The 20,688-nt window shown below is 65.8% G+C and carries 18 protein-coding genes; 8 read left to right on the top strand and 10 right to left on the bottom strand.

Annotated features, from left to right (window positions below):
* Positions 1-94: 94 nt before the first annotated feature.
* On the bottom strand, positions 95-847 hold the full coding sequence (locus KHN93_RS03480) for a DNA-formamidopyrimidine glycosylase family protein (RefSeq protein WP_212579143.1): 753 nt from the start codon (positions 845-847) through the stop codon (positions 95-97).
* Positions 848-950: 103 nt separating this feature from the next.
* Between KHN93_RS03480 and KHN93_RS03475 the strand changes: the two genes are divergently transcribed.
* Complete coding sequence (locus KHN93_RS03475; protein WP_211922025.1) at positions 951-1,733, top strand: DUF72 domain-containing protein; 783 nt, start codon at positions 951-953, stop codon at positions 1,731-1,733.
* Positions 1,734-2,159: 426 nt separating this feature from the next.
* Positions 2,160-3,833: an alpha,alpha-trehalase TreA gene (gene treA, locus KHN93_RS03470; protein WP_102583366.1), complete on the top strand. Its 1,674-nt coding sequence runs from the start codon at positions 2,160-2,162 to the stop codon at positions 3,831-3,833.
* 146 nt (positions 3,834-3,979) lie between these two features.
* Here treA and KHN93_RS03465 read toward each other — a convergent pair whose 3' ends face one another.
* The 3 genes from KHN93_RS03465 to KHN93_RS21525 all read right to left on the bottom strand — a co-directional run bounded on the left by KHN93_RS03465 (position 3,980) and on the right by KHN93_RS21525 (position 7,359).
* Complete coding sequence (locus KHN93_RS03465; protein ID WP_039531025.1) at positions 3,980-4,939, bottom strand: arabinan endo-1,5-alpha-L-arabinosidase; 960 nt, start codon at positions 4,937-4,939, stop codon at positions 3,980-3,982.
* A gap of 320 nt (positions 4,940-5,259) precedes the next feature.
* Positions 5,260-6,027: a hypothetical protein gene (locus KHN93_RS21530; protein WP_244812260.1), complete on the bottom strand. Its 768-nt coding sequence runs from the start codon at positions 6,025-6,027 to the stop codon at positions 5,260-5,262.
* Positions 6,028-7,359 carry an NHL repeat-containing protein gene (locus tag KHN93_RS21525; protein WP_244812201.1) on the bottom strand — a complete coding sequence of 444 codons (1,332 nt, stop codon included), beginning with the start codon at positions 7,357-7,359 and terminating at the stop codon, positions 6,028-6,030.
* Positions 7,360-7,562: 203 nt separating this feature from the next.
* On the opposite strand from KHN93_RS21525, the gene KHN93_RS03455 reads away from it, so the two are divergent.
* Positions 7,563-8,258: an AIM24 family protein gene (locus tag KHN93_RS03455; protein WP_104561784.1), complete on the top strand. Its 696-nt coding sequence runs from the start codon at positions 7,563-7,565 to the stop codon at positions 8,256-8,258.
* A gap of 758 nt (positions 8,259-9,016) precedes the next feature.
* On the opposite strand, the gene KHN93_RS03450 is transcribed toward KHN93_RS03455, so the two are convergent.
* Both KHN93_RS03450 and cycA read right to left on the bottom strand, forming a co-directional pair.
* A complete protein-coding gene (locus KHN93_RS03450; protein ID WP_039523317.1) occupies positions 9,017-9,928 on the bottom strand; it encodes a CorA family divalent cation transporter in 912 nt (303 codons plus the stop codon).
* Between the two features lie 186 nt (positions 9,929-10,114).
* Entirely contained in the window at positions 10,115-11,491 is a 1,377-nt protein-coding gene (gene cycA, locus KHN93_RS03445; protein ID WP_039523314.1) for a D-serine/D-alanine/glycine transporter, read from the bottom strand.
* A gap of 573 nt (positions 11,492-12,064) precedes the next feature.
* Here cycA and KHN93_RS03440 point away from each other — a divergent pair.
* On the top strand, positions 12,065-13,837 hold the full coding sequence (locus tag KHN93_RS03440; RefSeq protein WP_211922023.1) for an expansin EXLX1 family cellulose-binding protein: 1,773 nt from the start codon (positions 12,065-12,067) through the stop codon (positions 13,835-13,837).
* A 126-nt stretch (positions 13,838-13,963) separates the two neighbouring features.
* On the opposite strand, the gene KHN93_RS03435 is transcribed toward KHN93_RS03440, so the two are convergent.
* Positions 13,964-14,179, bottom strand: coding sequence for a hypothetical protein (locus KHN93_RS03435; RefSeq protein ID WP_104623442.1), 216 nt, complete (start codon positions 14,177-14,179; stop codon positions 13,964-13,966).
* 155 nt (positions 14,180-14,334) lie between these two features.
* Between KHN93_RS03435 and KHN93_RS03430 the strand changes: the two genes are divergently transcribed.
* A complete protein-coding gene (locus tag KHN93_RS03430) occupies positions 14,335-15,132 on the top strand; it encodes a transporter substrate-binding domain-containing protein (RefSeq protein ID WP_211922021.1) in 798 nt (265 codons plus the stop codon).
* A gap of 143 nt (positions 15,133-15,275) precedes the next feature.
* On the opposite strand, the gene KHN93_RS03425 is transcribed toward KHN93_RS03430, so the two are convergent.
* Positions 15,276-16,151: a DMT family transporter gene (locus KHN93_RS03425; RefSeq protein WP_016902964.1), complete on the bottom strand. Its 876-nt coding sequence runs from the start codon at positions 16,149-16,151 to the stop codon at positions 15,276-15,278.
* A gap of 252 nt (positions 16,152-16,403) precedes the next feature.
* Here KHN93_RS03425 and KHN93_RS03420 point away from each other — a divergent pair, with 252 nt between their 5' ends.
* Together KHN93_RS03420 and KHN93_RS03415 are read left to right on the top strand one after the other, a co-directional pair.
* Entirely contained in the window at positions 16,404-17,306 is a 903-nt protein-coding gene (locus tag KHN93_RS03420; protein ID WP_308409815.1) for a class I SAM-dependent methyltransferase, read from the top strand.
* Positions 17,307-17,511: 205 nt separating this feature from the next.
* Positions 17,512-18,066, top strand: coding sequence for a hypothetical protein (locus KHN93_RS03415; RefSeq protein ID WP_244812200.1), 555 nt, complete (start codon positions 17,512-17,514; stop codon positions 18,064-18,066).
* A gap of 171 nt (positions 18,067-18,237) precedes the next feature.
* Here KHN93_RS03415 and KHN93_RS03410 read toward each other — a convergent pair whose 3' ends face one another.
* Positions 18,238-18,561, bottom strand: a complete 324-nt coding sequence (locus tag KHN93_RS03410) for a hypothetical protein (RefSeq protein WP_230584020.1) — start codon at positions 18,559-18,561, stop codon at positions 18,238-18,240.
* 308 nt (positions 18,562-18,869) lie between these two features.
* Here KHN93_RS03410 and KHN93_RS03405 point away from each other — a divergent pair, with 308 nt between their 5' ends.
* Positions 18,870-19,415, top strand: a complete 546-nt coding sequence (locus KHN93_RS03405) for a hypothetical protein (RefSeq protein WP_211922019.1) — start codon at positions 18,870-18,872, stop codon at positions 19,413-19,415.
* Between the two features lie 64 nt (positions 19,416-19,479).
* Here KHN93_RS03405 and KHN93_RS03400 read toward each other — a convergent pair whose 3' ends face one another.
* Positions 19,480-20,379, bottom strand: a complete 900-nt coding sequence (locus KHN93_RS03400; RefSeq protein ID WP_211922017.1) for an NAD(P)/FAD-dependent oxidoreductase — start codon at positions 20,377-20,379, stop codon at positions 19,480-19,482.
* Positions 20,380-20,688 lie beyond the last annotated feature (309 nt).

Raw genomic sequence — 20,688 nt, 5'->3', positions numbered from 1 at the left:
TTCCCCTGCCCCGGCGGTATGAATCCTGCGTGCCATGCCGGCGCTCGGTCGCCCTACAGCGGTTGATGCCGGCTGCCCAGGATGCGCAGGTACCTCAGCCATCCTCCGAGCGGTACAGCCGCTGGCAGACCTCGCAGAAAAACGCCCGCCGCCCGGCCTTGCCCAGGTGCTTTCGATACTGCAGCGGCGCGCCGTCGCGCGGGCAGCTGGTTTTGGTATGCACCTGATAATGCTTTTTCAGCACGAAGGCCTTTTTCCAGGTGTAGAAGTCGAAGCTATAGTCGCGCGCCTGGGTAACCAGCTCGCCGAGCTTGCGCGCCGGCAATGCGCCCACCGTGCTTTCCGGATGCACACGTATGCGATGCAGCACTTCGTTCTTGATGATGTTGCCGACGCCGGCAAAGATGGTCTGGTCCAGCAATGCATCGGCGGCCAACATGCCGGGTGCGGCGCGCAACTTGCGCCGTGCCTGCGCGCCATCCCAGAGCGGGTTCATGACATCCGCCGTCCAGTCGTAGACCTCATCCAGCGGGCGCTCGATGAACTGCACCGAGCAGGCGTAAAAATTCAACCGCTGACCTTTGGAAAACTCCAGGCGCAGACGCGGCACCGCATTCGGCTTGTCCTCGTCGATGCGATAACTGCCGAACAACAGAAAGTGGATGCGCACGCTGAACTGCGCGCACTCGATCAGGAAGTGCTTGCCCCAGCTGCGTAACGCCAGCACCTTTTGCTGCTCCAGCCGCGCGATGTCCTGCTTGCTGTTGCCGGACACGCGCAGGATCTTGCGACCGACAAATGCTTTGGTCTGCTCGCGCAGGATGACAAGGGAAGGACCTTCTGGCATGCGCCCAGTATCGAAGTCGTCGGTGAGTCGGCCGTGAGCGCAGTGCACACGCAACGCTGACATGCGCGCATGCATTGCTGCCCACCCCTCTTGCGTACACCTCATGAAGGCTCGTTCATCCATCGCCGTGCCGCGCGTGCGCTGTGGCTGCGCAGGCTGGTCGATCCCGGCCGCCGACCGCGCCGCATTCGGCGATGGTGCCAGCGTCCTGCAGCGCTATGCCACACGTTTTGATGCAGTGGAGATCAACTCCTCGTTCCATCGTCCGCACCGTGCCAGTACCTACGCACGCTGGGCCGATAGCGTGCCGGAGGATTTCCGCTTTTCGGTCAAGCTGCCGCGCAGCATCAGCCACGATGCACGCCTGCAGGGTACTGGTGCATTGCTGGATGCCTTCCTCGCCCAAGCCGGTGCACTGGGTACGCGACTGGGCTGCTTGCTGCTGCAACTGCCGCCCAGCGCTGTGTTCGATGCGCCGGTGGCGGCCAGGTTTTTCGCCATGCTGCGGCGGCGCTGGGACGGCGGCGTGGTCTGCGAACCGCGCCATGCCAGCTGGTTTCTCCCGCAGGCACAGGCGCTGCTGGCACGCCACCGCATCGCACGCTGCGCCGCCGATCCGGCGCCGGTGCCGGACGCCGCCACACCGGGTGCGACAGCCGGCCCGCAGTACTGGCGCTGGCATGGCGCACCGCGCATCTACTACAGCAGCTACGACGACAGTGCGCTGCAGACACTGGCCGACGCGGTGCTCAACGCAGCGCAGGACGCGACGCATCCGCAGGCAGAATGCTGGGTGATCTTCGACAACACTGCCGCCGGGCTGGCGGTGCCCAACGCGCTGCAGCTGCAGCGTTTGTTGCAGACCGCTCTGCCGCGCCAAGGCTGACGCATAAGGACAGCAAGCCGCCTGGCTTTGTTCGGCGTGCCGCCGGTGCGTCCACGCCGCTGCAATCGGTCAGGCGAGCAAGGCCGAGCTGCCGCCGGCCAGTCCCCGCGCGCGCCGGCCGCCGTGCACTGGCAGTGCCGCCCGCCGTTCGCCACGTGCCGCCCGCCGCGGGCTGTGGCGCGCATCTTGCAGCGATGTCGGCAATCCGACGCGGTCCGCACGTGGCTCAAGCTGCCTCGATCCGGGCCGATAGGCCTGAATCGGCAACGCAACCCGCGCAACCACCTGCAGCACCGCGTCGGATCACCTTGCTGAATCCAGTCGTCTCCGTGCGAAGCCTGTCGGCCTGCCGACACCGTCGTCCGGCCCCGCCCGCCACTTCGGTCGTTTACCATGCCGCACGTCACTGCCCGTTCTGGAGATGCCATGAGTTCTGCCGCGCCCCCGTGCTGCACGTCGCTGCTTGGCCTGTCGCTGAGCATGTTCGTGGCGCCCTGCACGCTGACCGCCGCGCCCATGGACACTCCGGTCGTCAACGCACCGGCGGCCACACCGCCCACGCCCGACCTGGCCTACCCGGAGCTGTTCCAGGCGGTGCAGAGCGGCGAGCTGTTCGACGACCAGAAGCACTTCGTCGACTTCCTGCCGCTGCGCGACCCGGCGCTGATCAACGCCGACTATCTGGCGCAGCACGATCACCCCGGCTTTGACCTGCGCAAGTTCGTGGACGCCAATTTCGAAGAGTCGCCGCCGGTGCAGACCGACGCGATCCGCCAGGACACCGCGCTGCGCGAACACATCGACGAGCTGTGGCCCAAGCTGGTGCGCAGCCAGACCCACGTGCCGCCATACAGCAGCCTGCTGGCGCTGCCGCATCCTTACGTGGTGCCGGGCGGGCGCTTCCGCGAGGTGTATTACTGGGATTCCTACTTCACCATGCTCGGCCTGGTGAAGAGCGGCGAGACCACGCTCAGCCGCCAGATGCTGGACAACTTCGCCTACCTGATCGACACCTACGGGCATATCCCCAACGGCAATCGCAGCTACTACCTGAGCCGCTCGCAGCCGCCGTTCTTCTCCTACATGGTGGAACTGCAGGCCGGCGTGGAAGGCGAAGCGGTCTACCAGCGCTACCTGCCGCAGCTGCAGAAGGAATACGCCTACTGGATGCAGGGCAGCGAAGACCTGCAGCCCGGCCAGGCCGCGCGCCATGTGGTGCGTCTGGCCGACGGCAGCCTGCTCAACCGCTACTGGGACGAGCGCGACACCCCGCGCCCGGAAGCCTGGCTGCACGACACCCGCACCGCCGCCGAGGCCGGCGACCGCCCGGCCGCCGAGGTCTACCGCGACCTTCGCGCCGGTGCCGAGAGCGGCTGGGACTACACCAGCCGCTGGCTGGCCGATGGACAGAACCTGCGCACCATCCGCACCACCGCCATCGTGCCGATCGACCTGAACAGCCTGCTGTATCACCTGGAGCGCACCCTGGCCCAGGCCTGTGCGCAGCCGGGTGCCGAGTGCACGCAGGACTACGCGGCGCTGGCACTGCGCCGCAAGCAGGCCATCGATGCGCACCTGTGGAATGCGGCCGGTTACTACGCCGACTACGACTGGCAGACCCGCAAGCTCAGCGACCAGGTCACCGCCGCGGCGCTGTATCCGCTGTTCACCGGCCTGGCGACCGACGCGCATGCCAAACGCACCGCCAGCACCGTGCGTGCGCGCCTGCTGCGCCCCGGTGGCCTGGCCACCACCGCAGTGAAGACCGGCCAGCAGTGGGACGAGCCCAATGGCTGGGCACCGCTGCAATGGGTGGCGGTGGACGGCCTGCGCCGTTACGGCGAAGACGCGCTGGCGCGCACCATCGGCGAGCGCTTCCTCACCCAGGTGCAGGCGCTGTTCGCGCGCGAGCACAAGCTGGTCGAAAAATACGGCCTGGAAGCCGATGCCGCCGGCGGTGGCGGCGGCGAATACGCGCTACAGGATGGCTTCGGCTGGACCAACGGCGTCACCTTGATGCTGTTGAACCTGTATCCGGACACCGCGACCAAGCCGGCGCCGGTCAAACGCGTGCGCAAGCCCGAAGCGGCCACGCGCTGAGTGTGCGCCAGCGGCTGCCGGGCACTGCTCGGCAGCGCTGGCTGCCTCGCGGCTCTGGCAGTCGGCAACACCGGCGGATCGCTGCACCCCCATCGTCTGATCGCTGCGCCAGTGCAGCGCGCAGCAGCGTGTTCGATTGGTTGCTGCTACTGCACCACCGGCCATGCACTGCCGTCGTAACCCAGCCGGTTGATGCCCAGGCGCGCGTCGCCGCGGTCGTCGTAGTAGTGGTAGACCAGGATGTCGCCGTCGCCATCGCGGAACACCGATTGCCCGCCCGGCCCATGCATGCTGCCCAACCCGGACTGGATCACCGTGCCGCCGCCGTTGCGCATGTCCACACCGGCGCGATCCAGGTACGGCCCGGTCACCGAGCGCGCACGCCCCACCGCAATCTTGTAGGTGCTGCTGGCGCCCTTGCAGCACGCATCGAACGACACGAACAGGTAGTACCAGCCATTGGCCTGCTGGATGAAAGGCGCCTCCACCGCGCCCGGGGACGGCCGGCTCGCCAGGCTGTAGCGCGTCGTGTTGCCGGACAGCTGCTTGCCGGTGCCGGGATCGAGTTGGATCAGCTTGATCCCCGACCAGAACGAGCCAAACGCCAACCACCATTTGCCATTGCCATCCACCACCAGATTGCCGTCGATGGCGTTGTAGTCGTCGCTGCTCTTGGAGGTGTAGACGATACCTTGATCCTTCCACGAGCCAGGCTTGCCGGTGCTGCTGCTGGCAAGCGCAATCGCCGAGGTGTTGGTGGCGAACTTGGAGGCGGTGTAATACATCAGATACTTGCCACCGTGGAAGGACACATCCGGCGCCCATAGCTGGTTGTCCGGGTTGTAGCTGCGCACCCAGCTCGGCATGCTGCTGAAGATCGCGCCCGCATTGCTGAACTTGGTGCGGTCGGTACTGGTGACCACGCCGGTGGTGGCATAGATGTAGTAACGCCCATCGCTCAGCTTGAGCATCGACGGATCGTGCACGATGGTGTCGCCGCTGACCACACCCGGCCCCACTGCCGCTTGCGCGGGTGCGCTATACAAGCCAGTGGCAGCAGTGGCCAGCGCCAACAGCGACGCGATCGCGCCACCACGCAGCGACATTCCAGACCAGCTACTTTCCATTCGACTGCCACCAACAACGCGCATCGCCCCACTCCTTGAACAACGTAAAGACGTTTTCTATAGGAGCAATCTAGCCCGGCTAGCAATGCCACGAATCCGACGCTGATCTCAGAAGCACGGTGCAGGCGAGTTGGCACTGCGTTTTGCGACGCGCCTTCGTAACGGAGCGTGCGATGCAGCCGAGTGCTGGGCGTGAGTCTGTGGATCGAATCTCGATCGCAGCGAGGTAATGCACCGGTGCCTGCACCCCGCATGCGTCACCGATACGCTATGTCATCATCAACGCAACGCTGTACGCGTCATTCCACCCGCACGCGTAGATCCCGATTGGCGACGGCCTCATTGCCGCTGTAATCACGCGCGGTTATGCGGAGTACGTAGTCGCCCGGCGGCAGCGCGCCGGCCTGCCACTGCCCATTGCCGATGCGACCATCACGCACCATGTTGGTGACCAGATAGCGGAAGCGCGTCACCGCGCTGCCATGCACGGTGATGCCGCTGTCGGGCGCGTAAGCGGTGAGCACCGCAGCCGGATCGGCCGGCATGCGATCGAACACGATCATCATGCGTGGCTCCGCTTCGCCGGCCAGCGGCACGCCTTGCGCATCCAACACCTGATACCCCAGCGCATACAGCCCCAGGCGACGACGCGGCAGATTGCGATCCACCTGGTCCCAGGCCTCCACCACGATCTGCACCGCAGTCCCGAGCGGTACGTTAACCCTGCCGCTGGTCATCGGCAGGGCTTGGCCAGCTGAGTCGAGCAGACTCACCCGGTCAATATGCGGCGCTACATGGTCGGCATAACCGACAAAGCCCATTTGCACCGCATTGCGTTCGAAGCCGTTGGCACCTGCGGTCAGATGCACATGCGCCATGCCATTGAGCGTACCCAGCGCATCTCCGGCACGGAAACGCGTGCCGCGCAGCACACGCATGCGATCGGGCTTGCCATCCATATCCGTCACCAAATGGAAGCGCTGCGGATCCAGCGGCATCCCTTGTGCGGTGCGGCCCACGCGCATATGGGTGTAGCCGATCGTGTCCAGTGCGAACCATTCGCCCAATTACCCCACCCCCCAGGTCGGGTACGGGCTGGAAACTTTGGCATCGGCAATGGCGTACACGGTTTGGCCGACATCGCCACGGATATCCAGGCCCGCATGCAGATGATCGCGGCTGAGACCCTGGTAGTTGCCACGCACCTCGCCAAGCGTGCCGACCACCTCATGCCACCCGGCCTGCGGCTGCAACGGCCAGCGGCCCTGGGTGACGGGCAACGGCTGCGTGGCAGCCGGCCCGACTACGGGCGCGGCGTTCGCGTTCGCCGCAGTGGCCGGCACCAGCCGATGCACGCGTGCGCTGCCGGCATCGCTGACATACACCGCACCTTGCGCATCCACCGCGATCCCCGCCGGGCGCGACATGCGTTGCATCACGTCCTCGCCGCTCATTGTCACCACATGCCCGGCACGCGTCACCTGCAGCACGCGCCCGCTTGCATCGCCCACGTACAGCACGCCGTCGTGGGTGAGCGCAAGAGTCATCGGGCGATGCAACAGCGGGCTGAGGTCGGCAGGATCGCCACCGATCAAGGTGCTGACGCTGCCATCCGGTGCAATGCGGCGAATCGCGTCGTTACGCATGTCGGCCACCCACACCACACCGTGCGCATCCACCTTGAGGTCGGTCGGCGTATCGAAGCGCGCCTGATCGCCAACACCATCGGCCATGCCCGGCAAGGCGCCGCCGGCCAGGGTGCTTACCTGCCCATCTGGCGCGATCACGCGGATGCGATCGTTGTAGGTATCGGCGACATACACGCGCCCTTCTGCATCCACCGCCACGCCGATCGGGCCATTGAAGCGTGCCTGCGCAGCGGCACCGTCGCGAAAACCGGCACTGCCATCGCCAGCGAGCGTGGTCACCACGCCTTGTGGCGTGCGTTTGCGGATCGCATGGTTGCCGGTGTCGGCGATGTAGAGATTGCCGGCCGTATCGAAGGCGATACCCGATGGCGTATTGAATTCCGCCGCCGCGTCAACGCCGTCGCCGAATCCTTCCTGCCCACCGGCCACAGTCTGCACGCTGCCGTTGTCGAGCAGCCTGCGAATGCGGTTGTTGTCGCCGCCATCGGCGATGTATAGCGCGCCGTGCGGACCGATCGCCAGTCCGTAGGGATCGGCAAACCGTGCATCGGCAGCACGGCCATCCACTGCGCCACGCACACCGCTGCCGGCCACCCACTGCAACTGCGCCTTCCAGCCCAGCGGCGTCGCCGTGGGACCTTGTGCTTGCGGCAGCGCATCGGGTGCCGGCGCAGACCACCAGCTCGCCAGCAAGGCCGCCGCGCCTGCCAGAAGAACTGCGCAGATCCATAGCGCGTATCGTTTTGTCATGCCGGTCGCGGGTGTCGGAGGACTCGCACTTTAAGCGCTTCTTGCGGGTTGCAGCGACTGGCGGGCAGTGGTGCGTGAAGCACAAGACGCACTGCGCTACTACCACAACGCCGGCACCCACTGCCCACGTGCGCTTGCGCGTGCTACTGGCGCACAGGCCTGCCGCGTATCATGCGCACTCTTTCACCCTCCAGGACGGACCCATGGCCGTACGCACGCTCAACGAATTTCTCGCCCATTCCAAGGAAAAGGACGTCAGCCCCGATCCGTTCGAACTGGAAAACCCGCACCTGCTGGAAGTGCGCCTCGACGGCATGGTGTGGTCCAAGGCCGGCGCCATGGTCGCGCGCACCGGCAACGTCAAGTTCACCCGCGAGGGGCTGCTGGAACAGGGTCTGGGCAATCTGCTGAAGAAGGCGGTCAGCGGCGAAGGCATGCAGTTGATGAAGGCCGAAGGTCAGGGCCGGGTATATCTGGCCGACCTCGGCAAGCTGGTGACCTTGCTGCGTTTGAATGGCGAAGCGATCTTCGTCAACGGCAACGACGTGCTGGCGTTCGAATCCGGCGTCGAGCACAAGATCACGATGATGCGTAAGGTGGCCGGCATGCTGTCCGGCGGCCTGTTCAACGTGCGCCTGAGCGGCCACGGCATCGTGGCGATCACTTCGCACTACGAGCCGCTGACCCTGCCGGTCACCGCCGCCAGCGGCCCGGTGTTCACCGACCCCAATGCCACCGTGGCCTGGTCGGGCGCGCTGTCCCCGGAGTTGGTCACCGACGTGTCGATCGGCACGCTGTTCGGCCGCGGCTCGGGCGAAAGCCTGCAGATGCGCTTTGCCGGCGAAGGCTGGGTGGTGGTGCAGCCGTATGAAGAGGCCAGCTTCCAGGCCAAGGGCTGATCCAGGCCGCCCGGCAGCAATCAACAATGCGCATCGCCTGGTTGCACGCTACGCAGCGGGGCAGTTTTCCAGTCACGGCGCAGTGCGCAGTGACAGCTGCGCATCCCAGCCCACCCTGTAGGAGCGCCCCTGGGCGCGAGGGAGTTCCCGGTAAAGCCGCGTCGTCCCGGTAATGCCGCATCGCGCCCAGGTGCGCTCCTACGGGGTTTCCTGCAGTCTGCCGCGCGCTGCACAGCTACCGCGCTGCCCTAGCCTGGCATTGCGTAGTCACGCCACCGGCGGTCACGCCACCGTAGGCAAAGGATGATTGCGTTGACGGCACCTCGTAGGAGCGCCCCCGGGCGCGAGGGCCTTCCCGGTAACGCCGCATCGCGCCCTGGTGCGCTCCTACGGGGTTTCCTGCAGTCTGCCGCGCGCTGCACAGCTACCGGGCTGCCCTAGCCTGGCATTGCGTAGTCACGCCACCGTAGGCAACAGATGATTGCGTTGACGGCACTCTGTAGGAGCGCCCCTGGGCGCGAGGGCCTTCCCGGTAACGCCGCATCGCGCCCAGGGGCGCTCCTACGGGTTTCCTGCAGTCTGCCGCGCGCTGCGCGGCTACCGAGCTGCCCTAGCCTGGCATTGCGTAGTCACGCAACCGTAGGCAACGGATGTTTGCGCTGACGGCACCTCGTAGGAGCGCCCCCGGGCGCGAGGGCCTTCCCGGTAACGCCGCATCGCGCCCTGGTGCGCTCCTACGGGTTTCCGGCTCTGATGCATCACACCCAGCCGCGCTTGCGGAACCATGCCAACGGCACCAGCATGCTCAGCACGATCACGCCCAACGCCCAGTAATACGCGTCGTGCCACTTGAGCTCGGGCATGTAGGCGAAGTTCATGCCCCAGATGCCGACCAGCACGGTGGGCGGAATGCCGACCACCGACGCCACCGCCATCACCTTCATCACGTTGTTCTGGTCCATGTTGATCATGCCCAGCACGCTGTCGAGCAGGAACTCGATGCGGTCGTCCATGTGCTGCTGGAACTCGCTCAAGGTGGTCAGGTCCTTGTGCAGCAAGCCGATGCGTTTGGCCGCATCGGCACCGAACCAGTCCGGTGCGGCGCCATCCAGATAGGTGACCAGGCGCAGCAGGCCTTGCCCGGCATTGTGCAGCCCGCCCAGACGCCGGCCCATGCCCCCGACCTGATGCAGCATGCGCTCCAGGTCCTTGGTTTTGTGCGGGTTGTCGAACACCTGCCGGGTGGTGTCGGTGACCTCGGCTTCCAGTGATTCCAGCCGGTCTGCCAGGCGCCCCACCAACTGGTCGAAGATGCGCAGCAGCAGATCGTCGGCACTATGGCAGGGCTCATGCGCAAGACGCGCGGCCACCGCATCCAGCGAACCCATGTGCTGCTCGCGCAGGGTCACCAGCATGGTCGGCGACAACGCAAAGCCCAGCGGCGCAGTCGGGCCATCGTCATCCTGAAAGCGCGGCACGTTGAGAAACAGCACCTCGCCCTGGCGCCGCACCCGGCTGGAGAATTCGATCTCGCCGATGGCCGCGCGATCCGGCAGCGCAAAGCCCACCTTGTCTGCGGCCTGCGCCAGTTCCTGCGCGCTGGCCTGGCACAGGTCGACCCAGCAACCTTGCGTGTGCTGCGTTCCGGCAATCGGGTGCGTCGTGATCATGCGATGGGCCGTGGCAATGGATGGCGGCGAGCATCCCGTTCCACCCGATCCGCGTCAACGTCGCGCGTAAAACGCGCTTAGCTGCCAGTGGCCTTTATCGCAGCGCCGTGCAGCCACAAACGTCAAGGCCCCGCGGTGCGGGGCCTTGATGAGGTCTTCGTTGGATGTCTTTGCTGATACGCGCGCTCAGCCGCTGCGCGTCTGCTGCCGCTTCACCGCATAACCGATCGCCAGGATCAGGAACCACACCGGGCTGGCCAGCAAGGCCTGGCGTGTGTCGGCCTGCAAGGTCAGCAGCACGATGACGAAGGCGAAGAATGCCAGGCACACGTAGCACATCAATACGCCACCGGGCATCTTGAACGCCGAGGCCGCATGCTGCTCGGGCCGCTTGCGCCGGTACGCGATGTAGGCGCACAGGATCAGCGACCACACGAACATGAAGAGCACCGCCGACAACGTGGTGACCAGCGTGAACGCAGTGACCAGGTTGGGGATCAGGTACACCAGCATCGCGCCCAGCAACAGGCATAGGCAGGAGAACAGCAGGCCACGTGCCGGCACCGCTGCACGCGAGAGCTTGGCAAAGCCCTTGGGCGCATGCTGCTCCTCGGCCAGGCCGTAGAGCATGCGGCTGGTGGAGAAGATGCCGCTGTTGGCCGACGAGGTGGCCGAGGTCAGCACCACGAAGTTGATCAGGCTCGCGGCCGCCGGCACGCCGGCCAGCACGAACAGCTCCACGAACGGGCTCTTGTCGGCCACCACCTGCCGCCACGGCGTCACCGCCATGATCGCGATCAGCGCCAGCACGTAGAAAATCAAAATGCGCACCGGGATCGAGTTGATCGCCTTGGGCAGGTTGCGGCGCGGGTCGGCAGTTTCTGCGGCGGTGGTGCCGACCAGCTCGATGCCGACGAAGGCGAACACCGCGATCTGGAACCCGGCAAAGAAGCCGCCAATGCCCATCGGGAACATGCCGCCGTCATTCCACAAGTTCGACAGCGAGGCCACATTGCCCGACGGCGAACGGAAGCCCCAGGCCACCAGCCCGGCGCCGGTGAGGATCAAGGCGCAGATGGCGATGATCTTGATCAGCGCGAACCAGAACTCCATCTCGCCGAACAACCTGACCGTCACCAGGTTCAGGCTCAGCAGCAATAGCACGCACAGGATGGCCGGGATCCACGGCGCCAAGCCGGGAAACCAGAACTGCGCATAGGCGGCAATCGCGATGACGTCGGCGATGGCGGTGATGATCCAGCAGAACCAGTACGTCCACCCGCAGAAGAACCCGGCCCACGGCCCGAGCAGGTCGGTGGAGAAGTCGATGAAGGACTTGTACTCCAGGTTGGACAGCAGCAGCTCGCCCATCGCGCGCATCACGAAGAACAGCATCGCGCCGATGATCAGATAGACGAACAGGATCGACGGGCCAGCCAGGCTGATCGTCTTGCCCGAGCCCATGAACAGCCCGGTGCCGATCGCGCCACCGATGGCGATCAGCTGCAGGTGGCGATTGGAGAGACTGCGTTGCAGATGATCGGGCGCGGACGGATCGGACATGGGGCACGGCACCGGCAAGTGAACAAGCCGTCAAAAATACGAGATCGCGGCAGCGCGCACCAGCGGTTTGCGCTGCGGCGCCGGGTAGGCCGCAGCGTGCGCCGGCGAAGGGTGATTGGCTTGGCCCATCGTGGTGCGCCGCTTATCTTCGCGTCCACCGCTGCGTTCATTGAGGAACGACAGCCATCGGGGATGCGCGCAACGCATCGCCGGAGCAGTCATCGCCCTGCCTGGCACTGGTGCGTTGCAACGCTGTCCACTCGCGCTGCGCACGCACATGCCACGCACATGCACTGCAAGCGCACGAGCACAGCCTTTCGACCACGTCCACGCCATGCCTGCCGTTACGTCGGTCACCAGCGCAACGCAGCATGGTCACCGCTGGCCGGCGATGCATCAGCGCACACCGCCGACAACGGCGGCGCGGCATCCCGCACAAACCGCGATCCCCATTCCAGTGCGGCTGCTTGCCTGCCGCAGCCCCCACACTCCTGCCCGCTTCCTTGACCCGGCGCACGGACCGCAGATGACGATCGCTGGTCTCCTGCGCAGGCCATTCCTCAGGACACTCCCATGCGCGCGCATACGCATCTACTGCTTGGCCTGGCCTTGCTGACTCCCGTGACCGCACTGGCCGTGCAGGTCGACGCACGCGGACACCTCACCGATGCGCGCGGCCAGGCGCTGCAGGTACGCGGCGTGACCTGGCCCGGCTTCGATCGCGCAGCGCTTGTGGCCACCGGACTGCGCAGCAATACGCTGCAGCAACTGCTGGATCAGATGCAGGGGTCGGACATCAATACCGTGCGCGTGCCGATCTGCGCGGCAACCCTGCAGGCCAGGCCGGTGGCCGCCGCCGAGTTAGCCGGCGACCCCGCGCTGGCTGGCCTCACGTCCCTGCAACTGCTCGATGCCGTGGTGCGCGCCAGCACCCAACGCGGCATGCAGGTACTGCTCGCCTTTGCCGATGGCGGCTGCGATGACGCGGCGCCGCAGTTAGGCACGCAGCACGACGCCTGGATGGAGGGCCTGGGCCTGCTCGCGCGCCGCTACGGCAGCACCGCGGGCGTGCTCGGGATCGACCTGGGCAGCAGCGGCTACCGCAATGCCAACTGGGCGGGCAATGCGGCAGACGCCGACTGGAACCGCATCGCTGCGCGGGCGGCGGCGGCAGTGCTGAAGCAGGCGCCGGCCTGGGTGATCGGAGTGGAGGGCGTGGGCAACGACGCGCTCTGCAGCGACTCCGCACGCAAGGCCGCCGGCAGCAATCTGCAGCCGCTCGCCTGCGTGCCGCTGCGCATTCCGGCCGCACATCTGCTGCTGATGCCGAAGCTGGCCGGGCCGGATCGCGACGCGGCGGACGCATTTGCAGCGGCCGACTTTCCGCGCAGCCTGCCGGCGAGCTGGCAGCGCGACTTCGGACAATTCTCGGCCGATCACGCGGTGCTGCCGGTCAGCCTGGGCGGCGGCCTGGGCGATGGCGATCCACGCGACCGGGCATGGCAACACGCACTGAGCGGGTATCTGAGCAACACCGGCATGCACAGTGCCGTGCTCGGCAGTTGGGAGGTGGGCAATGCCAACAACGGTGGCCTGCTCGCCAGTGATGGGAGTCCGCGTGCCGACAAGCTGCAGGTCCTGCATCAGGCCTGGGGGCTGACGAGCGCCAGCGCCGCCCCGCCATCGGCAAAGACGGCCGCTGCCGCGGATGCCAGCAAGGCCACTGGCTGGAACAGCACCTTCACCGGCACCGCGACCTACACCAGCTCCGGCTATTCCGGCGGGGCGGTGCTGCTGGATCCGATTCCGAGCAATGCCTTCATCACTGCACTCAACCCGACCCAGATGAACTTCGGCGGGGTCAGGGCTGCACTGGCTGGCGCCTATCTGGAAGTGACCGGACCCAAGGGCAAGACCGTCGTCTACGTCACCGACCTGTACCCGGAGGGCGCATCGGGCGGCCTGGATCTATCGCCAAACGCGTTCGCTGCCATCGGCGACACCGTGCAGGGGCGCATCCCGATCAGCTGGAAGATCGTGCGCGCGCCGACCACCGGCAACGTGCAATACCGCATCAAGGAAGGCAGCTCGCGCTGGTGGGCCGCGATCCAGGTGCGCAATCACGCATACCCGGTCGTCAAGTTCGAAGTGAAACAAGGCAACAACTGGAAGAGCCTGCAGAAGATGGACTACAACCACTTTCTCGGCGAGCAGCTCGGCAACCAGCCCTTGTCCATTCGCATCACCGATATCCGCGGCAAGGCCATCCTGGATACGATCCCCGCGCTACCCGAAGATGGCAACAAGCCGGTGTACTTCGAACCCGGGCATGTGCAGTTTCCTTGACGAGGGCATCGCGCCCTCGACCATCCGGTCTGGCAACCTCCAGGCGGTGCTGAAAGAATCTCAGTGCCGGCCGCGCATACCCGGTGGCTACTCAAGTGCTTGGTTAACCGCTCTTGCCCACCCGCATCAACCACCCGCAAGCCCGCCACCGACGCGGCCAGGCAACGCCTGATCGTCGTCTTCTTCCAGATTGCCCACCTCCTCGCGCAAGCCGCCCTGCTGCGGGGTCTGTTCTTCCAGCGGGATCTGGTCTTCATTGGTATCCGGATCGGGCGTGCCGTGTGCCGACAGCCCGGCAATGGCGGTGGTCATCGGACGCGCAGTGCGTGGATTGAGCTGCATGGGGTGACTCCGATCGGTTCGAATGAAGCATCGACAGTGCGCATCGCAGCGCTACCGCACCGTGATCCCGGGCAGGATCGTGCTGACATGCCGTTGACGTCGACCACGTCGTACCGGCCGCGACTATCATGGCCGCAACTTTCCGAGGCCACGTCATGCGCCATCGCATCTGCCTTGCGTTCCTGCTCAGCTGCGGCCTTGCGCACGCAGCCGCGCCCGAGCCTGCCTCACGCCTGGATGCGGTGCTGCAATCCGGCGTGCTGCGGGTCTGCACCACCGGCGACTATCGCCCCTACTCGCTGTTGCGTGCCGACGGGCAGTTCGAGGGCAGCGATATCGCCCTGGTGCAGTCACTGGCCGGCAGTCTGGACGCGCGCGTGGCGTTCGTCCGCACCAGTTGGCCGCAACTGATGACCGACCTGCTCGCCGACCGCTGCGATATCGCGGTCGGCGGCATTTCGGTCACCTTGCAACGGCAGCGCCAGGCCAATTTCAGTGCGGTGCTGGATGTGGACGGCAAGATTCCGCTGGTGCGCTGCGCCGACCAGGCGCGTTACCGCAGCCTCGCGCAACTCAATCGCCCCGAGGTGCGCGTGATCGAACCGCCCGGCGGCACCAACGAGGCCTTCGCGCGCCAACAATTGCCGCGCGCGCACCTGCGCCTGTTCGCCGACAACACCACCATCTTCCAGGAGCTGCTGCAGCAGCGCGCGGACGTGATGATCACCGACGCCTCCGAAGCGCTCCACCAGCAGGCACGCCTGCCCGGCCTGTGCGCAATCGCACCGGAGCAGCCGCTGCAATACGGCGAAAAAGCCTTCCTGCTACCGCGCAACGACCAGCCCTGGAAAGCGTACGTCGACCAGTGGCTGCACCTGAGCAAGGCCAGCGGCGAGTACGCGCGTATCGTTGAAACCTGGCGCGCACCGCGCAAGGAATCCACTGCGCCGTAGCGGGAATCGGGAATCGGGAATCGGGAATCGGGAATCGGGAATCGGGAATCGTAATAGCATCCAGCGCAGCGCAGCAGTTCGAAGCAGCGCGGTTCCGATTCCCCATTCCCGACTCCCCCTTCCCGCGGCGCACAGCGCCGCCCTCAAACAATCTTCGTCCGCCGCCACCACCGCGACACCTGCTCCTCGCGGATCAGCGTGAACAGGCCCGCGCCCAGAATCAGGGCGATGCCGACCGCCATCGGCCAGTCCAGGTGGTCGTGAAACAGCAGGTAGCCGAAGGCGATCGCCCACAGCATCTGGCTGTATTGCGTTGGCGCAACCACGCTCACCGGCGCCATGCGCGTGGCGTACATCAAACAGATCGCCGCCAGGCCGGCAAGCAGGCCGTAGCCGGCCAACAGCCCCCACTGATACAGCGTGGGCCAGACAAACGTCGGCAACATCATGATCCCGCCCATCACCAACGGGCCGATCACCCCGGCGCCGTACAAGGTCAGGCGTTTTTCGCTATGCCCGGCCATGCGCAGCGTGATGACCGAGATCGCACCGACCAGGCCACACACGATCGCGGCCACATGCCCGTGGGTGAGATGGCGAAAGCCCGGGCGCAGCACGATCAACACGCCGATGAAGCCGACGATCACCGCCGACCAGCGCCGCCAGTGCACTTCTTCCTTGAGAAACACCACCGACAGCACGGTGACGAAGATCGGCATCAGGAAGATCAGCGCAAACGCCTCGGCCATCGGCAAGGTGGTGAACGCAATCACCGAGGTCAGATTGCCGATGGCACCGGTGAGCGCACGCAACAGCCACAGGCTGGGTTGCTTGGCCATCACCAGTTCGCGCAACCGGTCGTCCGGCTTCTTCAAAAATGGCACAGCCACCAGCATCAGCAGTGCACCGAGAAACAGCACTTCGTAGACCGGCAGCGTGCCTTCCAGCAGCTTCACGAACGCATCGCTGATCGAATAGGCTGCATAACAGGCAAACCCCAACAACACACCCTTCAGCATTGCCGATCCTCCACGGTTGGCGCCAATCGGACAACATGTCGACGGGGGCAGTGCGCAGTATGCGGTGCGGCGTGCGCCAGAGGAATCGGCGCATGCATCCGGGCACGACGGCTCATGCATCACCACCGGCACGCCATTGCAGACGACCCGCCGCTCCACGTCGCTGCAGATATCGCCGCTGCACTGCCGCGCCACCGTGCCGACGGTGCGCTGGATGCGCATGCGCGATGGGGTCGGTTACGATGCCAGTCCATCCCTCGCACCCGCAGCGCGCGTGACGCGCGCCCACCAGACCAGCGACTCGTGCCCCACTACTCCGGCCCACTACTCATTTCCTCCGATGCCCAGGCGCTGCTTGCCGCGCGCGGCAGTGGTCTGACCCAATGGACCGGCTCGCTGGACCTGGGCCGCAGTACCGGCACCGCGCAGCTGGATGCGCAGACCTGGCAGTGGCGCGGCAGGGGCTACCCGTATCCGGGCAAGTTCAAGGAGCGCACGCTGTACTTCTGGGACGGTGATGATTTCGCCCCGATCTCGCGTTTCAGCGGTGCGCTGATCAAGCTCGTTCCCACCGAATGGGGTGCGCCCACCTTCGAGATCGATGGCATCAAGATGCTGCCGTCGGCGCAGCTGTCGCCGTTCGACGATGCGCGCCGCAAGGTGGCGCTGGTCGACCCGCGCGGCAAGATCGTGCTGGATACCTGCGGTGGGCTGGGCTACTTCGCCGCCTGCTGCCTGGAGGCCGGGGTGGCGCAGCTGCACTCGTTCGAAAAGAATGCCGACGTACTGTGGTTGCGCACGCTCAATCCCTGGTCGCCGGACCCGGACGATGCCGCCTACGGCGGACGCCTGCAGCTGACCCACGCCGATATCTCGCAGTACATCACCACGCTGGCAGACGATTCGGTCGATGCCATCCTGCACGACCCGCCGCGCTTCGGCATTGCCGGCGAGCTGTATTCGCAGCTGTTCTACGACCAGCTGGCGCGGGTGTTGCGTCGTGGCGGGCGCCTATTCCATTACACCGGTGCGCCCAACCGGCTCACCAGCGGGCGCGATGTGCCCAACGAAGTGAGCAAACGCCTGAGCAAGGCCGGCTTCAGCACGCAACTGGCGCTGGATGGTGTGCTGGCGACGCTGCCGGCGCGGCGCTGATTGCAGGATGTTTGCCGCAACCGAAAACGTGTAGCCAGTCGCCGCCAGCTGGAGGTTAGCGCTGCACGCCAAGCCGCAATGCAGCAGGCAGATGCCGACCCGGGCGCTGGCCGCCTCCGTCTGCCTGGAGTGCAGCCGGTGTGCCAGCCACGCCTGACCAGCAAACGGATCTGCGATACTGCAGCGCCCACGACAAGGACGTTGCATGCGCATCCGCTTTCCGACCTGGTTGCTCGCCGCGCTGTTGGTGATGACCGGCGCACACGCGCAGACCGCGCCGCAGACGTCGCCGCCGCCGCAGCCCATGTCCGAAGTCACCACCCGCCATCCGGTGACCACCGCGGTCCTTGCCGGGCGTACGATTCGCCTGGGCGAACACGCCGGCAAGTGCGCAATCCTGCGCGATGACGAAGTGCTCCCGCTGGGCATCGGCGCACCGTGCTACTTCAGCATCAATCGCGAACACGGCGCCCAGGTGCACCACTTCCACGGCAGCGACATCGTGCTGGTGCAACACGCCCACCCCACCTCTGCGCCGGACTGGGATATCAAGCTGTATGGGGCGATCTGCGCGTTCGAAGCGCAGGCCGTGCGCGAAGTCGATGGCGTGCTGGAACCCGGCAGCGTCGCCACTTCCTGGCACTGCGACCCGACCATGGGAGCCGATCAGAAGCAGTTCGTCTACAGCTATGACACCTGGCCCAAGCGCGAGACGCAGCCGCCATCACGCAAGCAAAAGCAAAAGCAGACACAGCCCTGATGGCCGCATGATGCGCAGGCATCGATCGGCGCAAACGGTTGCCACGGCCTTGTGACCCGACGGCTGATCAACACCGTGTACCAAACAGCGGCTTGCCGCACGCCTGCGCAGCCGCGTCGTCGTCGACAGCACGGCACCGCAGTTGCGCATGCTGTGCAACCACCGCGCAGGTCATCGCCTGCCGCGTCGGTACGTCGTCCAGGCAACGTAGGTGAACCAGGCGATGAGCGCCAACGGCACACTGGTCAGCAACGCATCCCAGCAGACGGCGATCCAGAACCGCTGCGGGTCTGCATCCGCGTAGAAGATTCTGGTCGGCCGGCCGCGGATGACGCTGATATAGCGCCCCGTGACGATCGCCTCCAGCACCAGCCACAGCCGCATGCAGCAGGCGATCGCCACGACAACGGCTCCCCCGCCAATGATCCATTCGTGGATCCGGGATGCTGCGGGAGCTGGCGCAGGTGGCGGTGATTTGGGCCGCTTCTTTTTCACGCAGGCATCGGTTCGATGGTGGCGGCGCAGTTTACGCGCAGCGCAACCGGCCGAGGCCATCCATCGCACGCATGCAGCACCTGGTGGTCGCGCAACGAGCGCATGACACGCACCTGCCGGCTGCACGCGGCCGCTATACTGATGGCGCAGCGCACTCGCTCAGAGTGAATGGAATGCTCCACGCTGCATTCGTCTCAGGGAAGATGGCCAGCAACAGTGCAACATGGATTGTCCGGGCGCTTCCTTGGGGTTTTTGCCGTCTTCGCCATGCAGTGGCAACAACGGCCTCGTACCAAGGATCTTTCGCTTTGAAGACGTTCACCACCTTCCTGCTTGTCTCTCTCAGTCTGCTGCTGGCTTCCTGCGGTGGCGGTACCACCACCGGCGCCTCCAAGCTCTCCTCCAGCGACTACCTGCTGCACAACATTTCGGTCTGGAATGGCGCGGTCACCATCATCGACCCGTGGGTGTCGGGTGATCGCGGGCAGAGCCTGGTGGCCGATGCCGTCGCGCACAAGCCGCTGGACAGCTACAAGACCGCACTGGGCAGCCAGCGCAAGGCACTGGCCGCCAACGCGCAGGCCAATACCGCCGTGGCCTCGGGCGTGCCCGACAACGCCAAGGACCTGGACGGCAAGCTGACGGCCTACCTCAAGAGTGCCGACGCGATGATGGCCGCGCTCGAACGCGTGGCCGCCCTGCCCAACGGCTACGGCAACGCCGAGCTGGCGCCGTTGGCCAAGGATCTGGAAACCGTGTCCGCCCAGCTCAACACCAATATGGAAGCGCTGAATACCGCGCAGCGCGCGTATTCCAAGCAGCACAAGATTGCGATGCAGGAAGTCAGCCAGTAAGCAGCGCAGCCGCGATTTTTCCTGCAGGCCGGCATGGTCTGCAGGGGAAATCGCAACACGCCGCTCAGTTGCTCAGACCGAACATCAACGAGCGATGCGTTGCCACGCCGGCCATTGCGCCGCTGGCAACCGCAAAGGCGATCGATGCCGCCGGGTTGGCCACATCGCCGCAGGCAGCGATACCCGGCACCGAAGTGGCCTGCATGGCATCCACCGCGATATGACGGCCCAGCGGCCCATCGCTGGTACTGCAGCCCAGCGATGCGACCAAGGCACTGAGTTCGGTCTGGGTGGTGATGAACAAGCCATCCAACGCGCAGACCTGCCCATCGCGTAACACCAGCTCCAGCACGTCGCCGTCGCCTTGCAGCGCCGCCACTGCGCCGCCCACCACGTGCACGCCACGTGCCTGCAAGTGCGCGTGCTGTGCCTCTTCCAGCACCACCGCGTCGTTCAAGAACAGCTGTGTTGCACCCCAGTCCGGCAGCATGGCCGCCTGATGCACCGCAAAGGCGGAGGTGGCGAGCACGCCGATGCGCCCCTGGCCCAGCTCATAGCCGTGACAGTACGGGCAGACGAACACCTGCGTTCCCCAGCGCTGCGCCAGGCCGGCCAGCGCCGGCAGACGATCGACCACCCCCATCGCCAAAACAACGCGACGCGCGGTATGCGTGGAGCCATCGGCCAGCGTCACCTCGAAGGCTTCCGCCTCGCCGCGTAGCTGTATCACCTGGCCGTCGGCCCATTGCACGCTCGGATAGGCCAGCAGCTGCGCATGTCCGGTCTCGGCAATCTGCGCAGGTGATGCACCGTCGCGGCTGAGAAACCCGTGCGAGGTGGTGGCAAAGCGATTGCGGCGCTGGCCGCTATCGATCACCAGGATCGTACGCCGGGCACGCGCCAGCTGTAGCCCGGCCGACCGTCCGGCATAGCTGCCGCCAATGATGATCACGTCGTGCTGCATGTCCGCTCTCGGTTGAAATCCGCCTTATGTACTTTTCGATGTTACATTAAACGACCGGCGATTCAACCGCGCTGTGCAGACGTGGTTACCTGCTCGATGGCTGACGGATTGCGTGTGCGACCGAGGGTTGATGCGCTGCCCGCTGTCACGCTTGCCGTGATCGGCTTCTGTTCGCGTCATCGCCTGAGAGCAGTGGGCAGTGCGGCGTGGCGATGCTGCGCGGGTGCGCACATACACGCCACGCCAGGAGCCGACAGCGTCCTGGCGATTGCGCCTGGCTAAGCGCGCCCTGTCTGCGATCGATGCCGA

Source organism: Xanthomonas arboricola pv. juglandis (genome assembly GCF_905367715.1).
GTDB classification, from domain to species: Bacteria; Pseudomonadota; Gammaproteobacteria; order Xanthomonadales; family Xanthomonadaceae; genus Xanthomonas; species Xanthomonas arboricola.
This window is presented reverse-complemented; position numbering and strand designations above follow the sequence as displayed.

Bases quoted from the DNA above. Each gene is read 5' to 3' on its own strand.
- cycA (WP_039523314.1), bottom strand. From the start codon at position 11,491: ATGTCCGATCCGTCCGCGCCCGATCATCTGCAACGCAGTCTCTCCAAT.
- KHN93_RS21525 (WP_244812201.1), bottom strand. From the start codon at position 7,359: ATGACAAAACGATACGCGCTATGGATCTGCGCAGTTCTTCTGGCAGGC.
- KHN93_RS03455 (WP_104561784.1), top strand. From the start codon at position 7,563: ATGGCCGTACGCACGCTCAACGAATTTCTCGCCCATTCCAAGGAAAAG.
- KHN93_RS03450 (WP_039523317.1), bottom strand. From the start codon at position 9,928: ATGATCACGACGCACCCGATTGCCGGAACGCAGCACACGCAAGGTTGC.
- KHN93_RS03400 (WP_211922017.1), bottom strand. From the start codon at position 20,379: ATGCAGCACGACGTGATCATCATTGGCGGCAGCTATGCCGGACGGTCG.
- KHN93_RS03465 (WP_039531025.1), bottom strand. From the start codon at position 4,939: ATGTCGCTGCGTGGTGGCGCGATCGCGTCGCTGTTGGCGCTGGCCACT.
- treA (WP_102583366.1), top strand. From the start codon at position 2,160: ATGAGTTCTGCCGCGCCCCCGTGCTGCACGTCGCTGCTTGGCCTGTCG.
- KHN93_RS03435 (WP_104623442.1), bottom strand. From the start codon at position 14,179: ATGCAGCTCAATCCACGCACTGCGCGTCCGATGACCACCGCCATTGCC.
- KHN93_RS03415 (WP_244812200.1), top strand. From the start codon at position 17,512: ATGCGCATCCGCTTTCCGACCTGGTTGCTCGCCGCGCTGTTGGTGATG.
- KHN93_RS03475 (WP_211922025.1), top strand. From the start codon at position 951: ATGAAGGCTCGTTCATCCATCGCCGTGCCGCGCGTGCGCTGTGGCTGC.
- KHN93_RS03440 (WP_211922023.1), top strand. From the start codon at position 12,065: ATGCGCGCGCATACGCATCTACTGCTTGGCCTGGCCTTGCTGACTCCC.
- KHN93_RS03480 (WP_212579143.1), bottom strand. From the start codon at position 847: ATGCCAGAAGGTCCTTCCCTTGTCATCCTGCGCGAGCAGACCAAAGCA.
- KHN93_RS03430 (WP_211922021.1), top strand. From the start codon at position 14,335: ATGCGCCATCGCATCTGCCTTGCGTTCCTGCTCAGCTGCGGCCTTGCG.
- KHN93_RS03425 (WP_016902964.1), bottom strand. From the start codon at position 16,151: ATGCTGAAGGGTGTGTTGTTGGGGTTTGCCTGTTATGCAGCCTATTCG.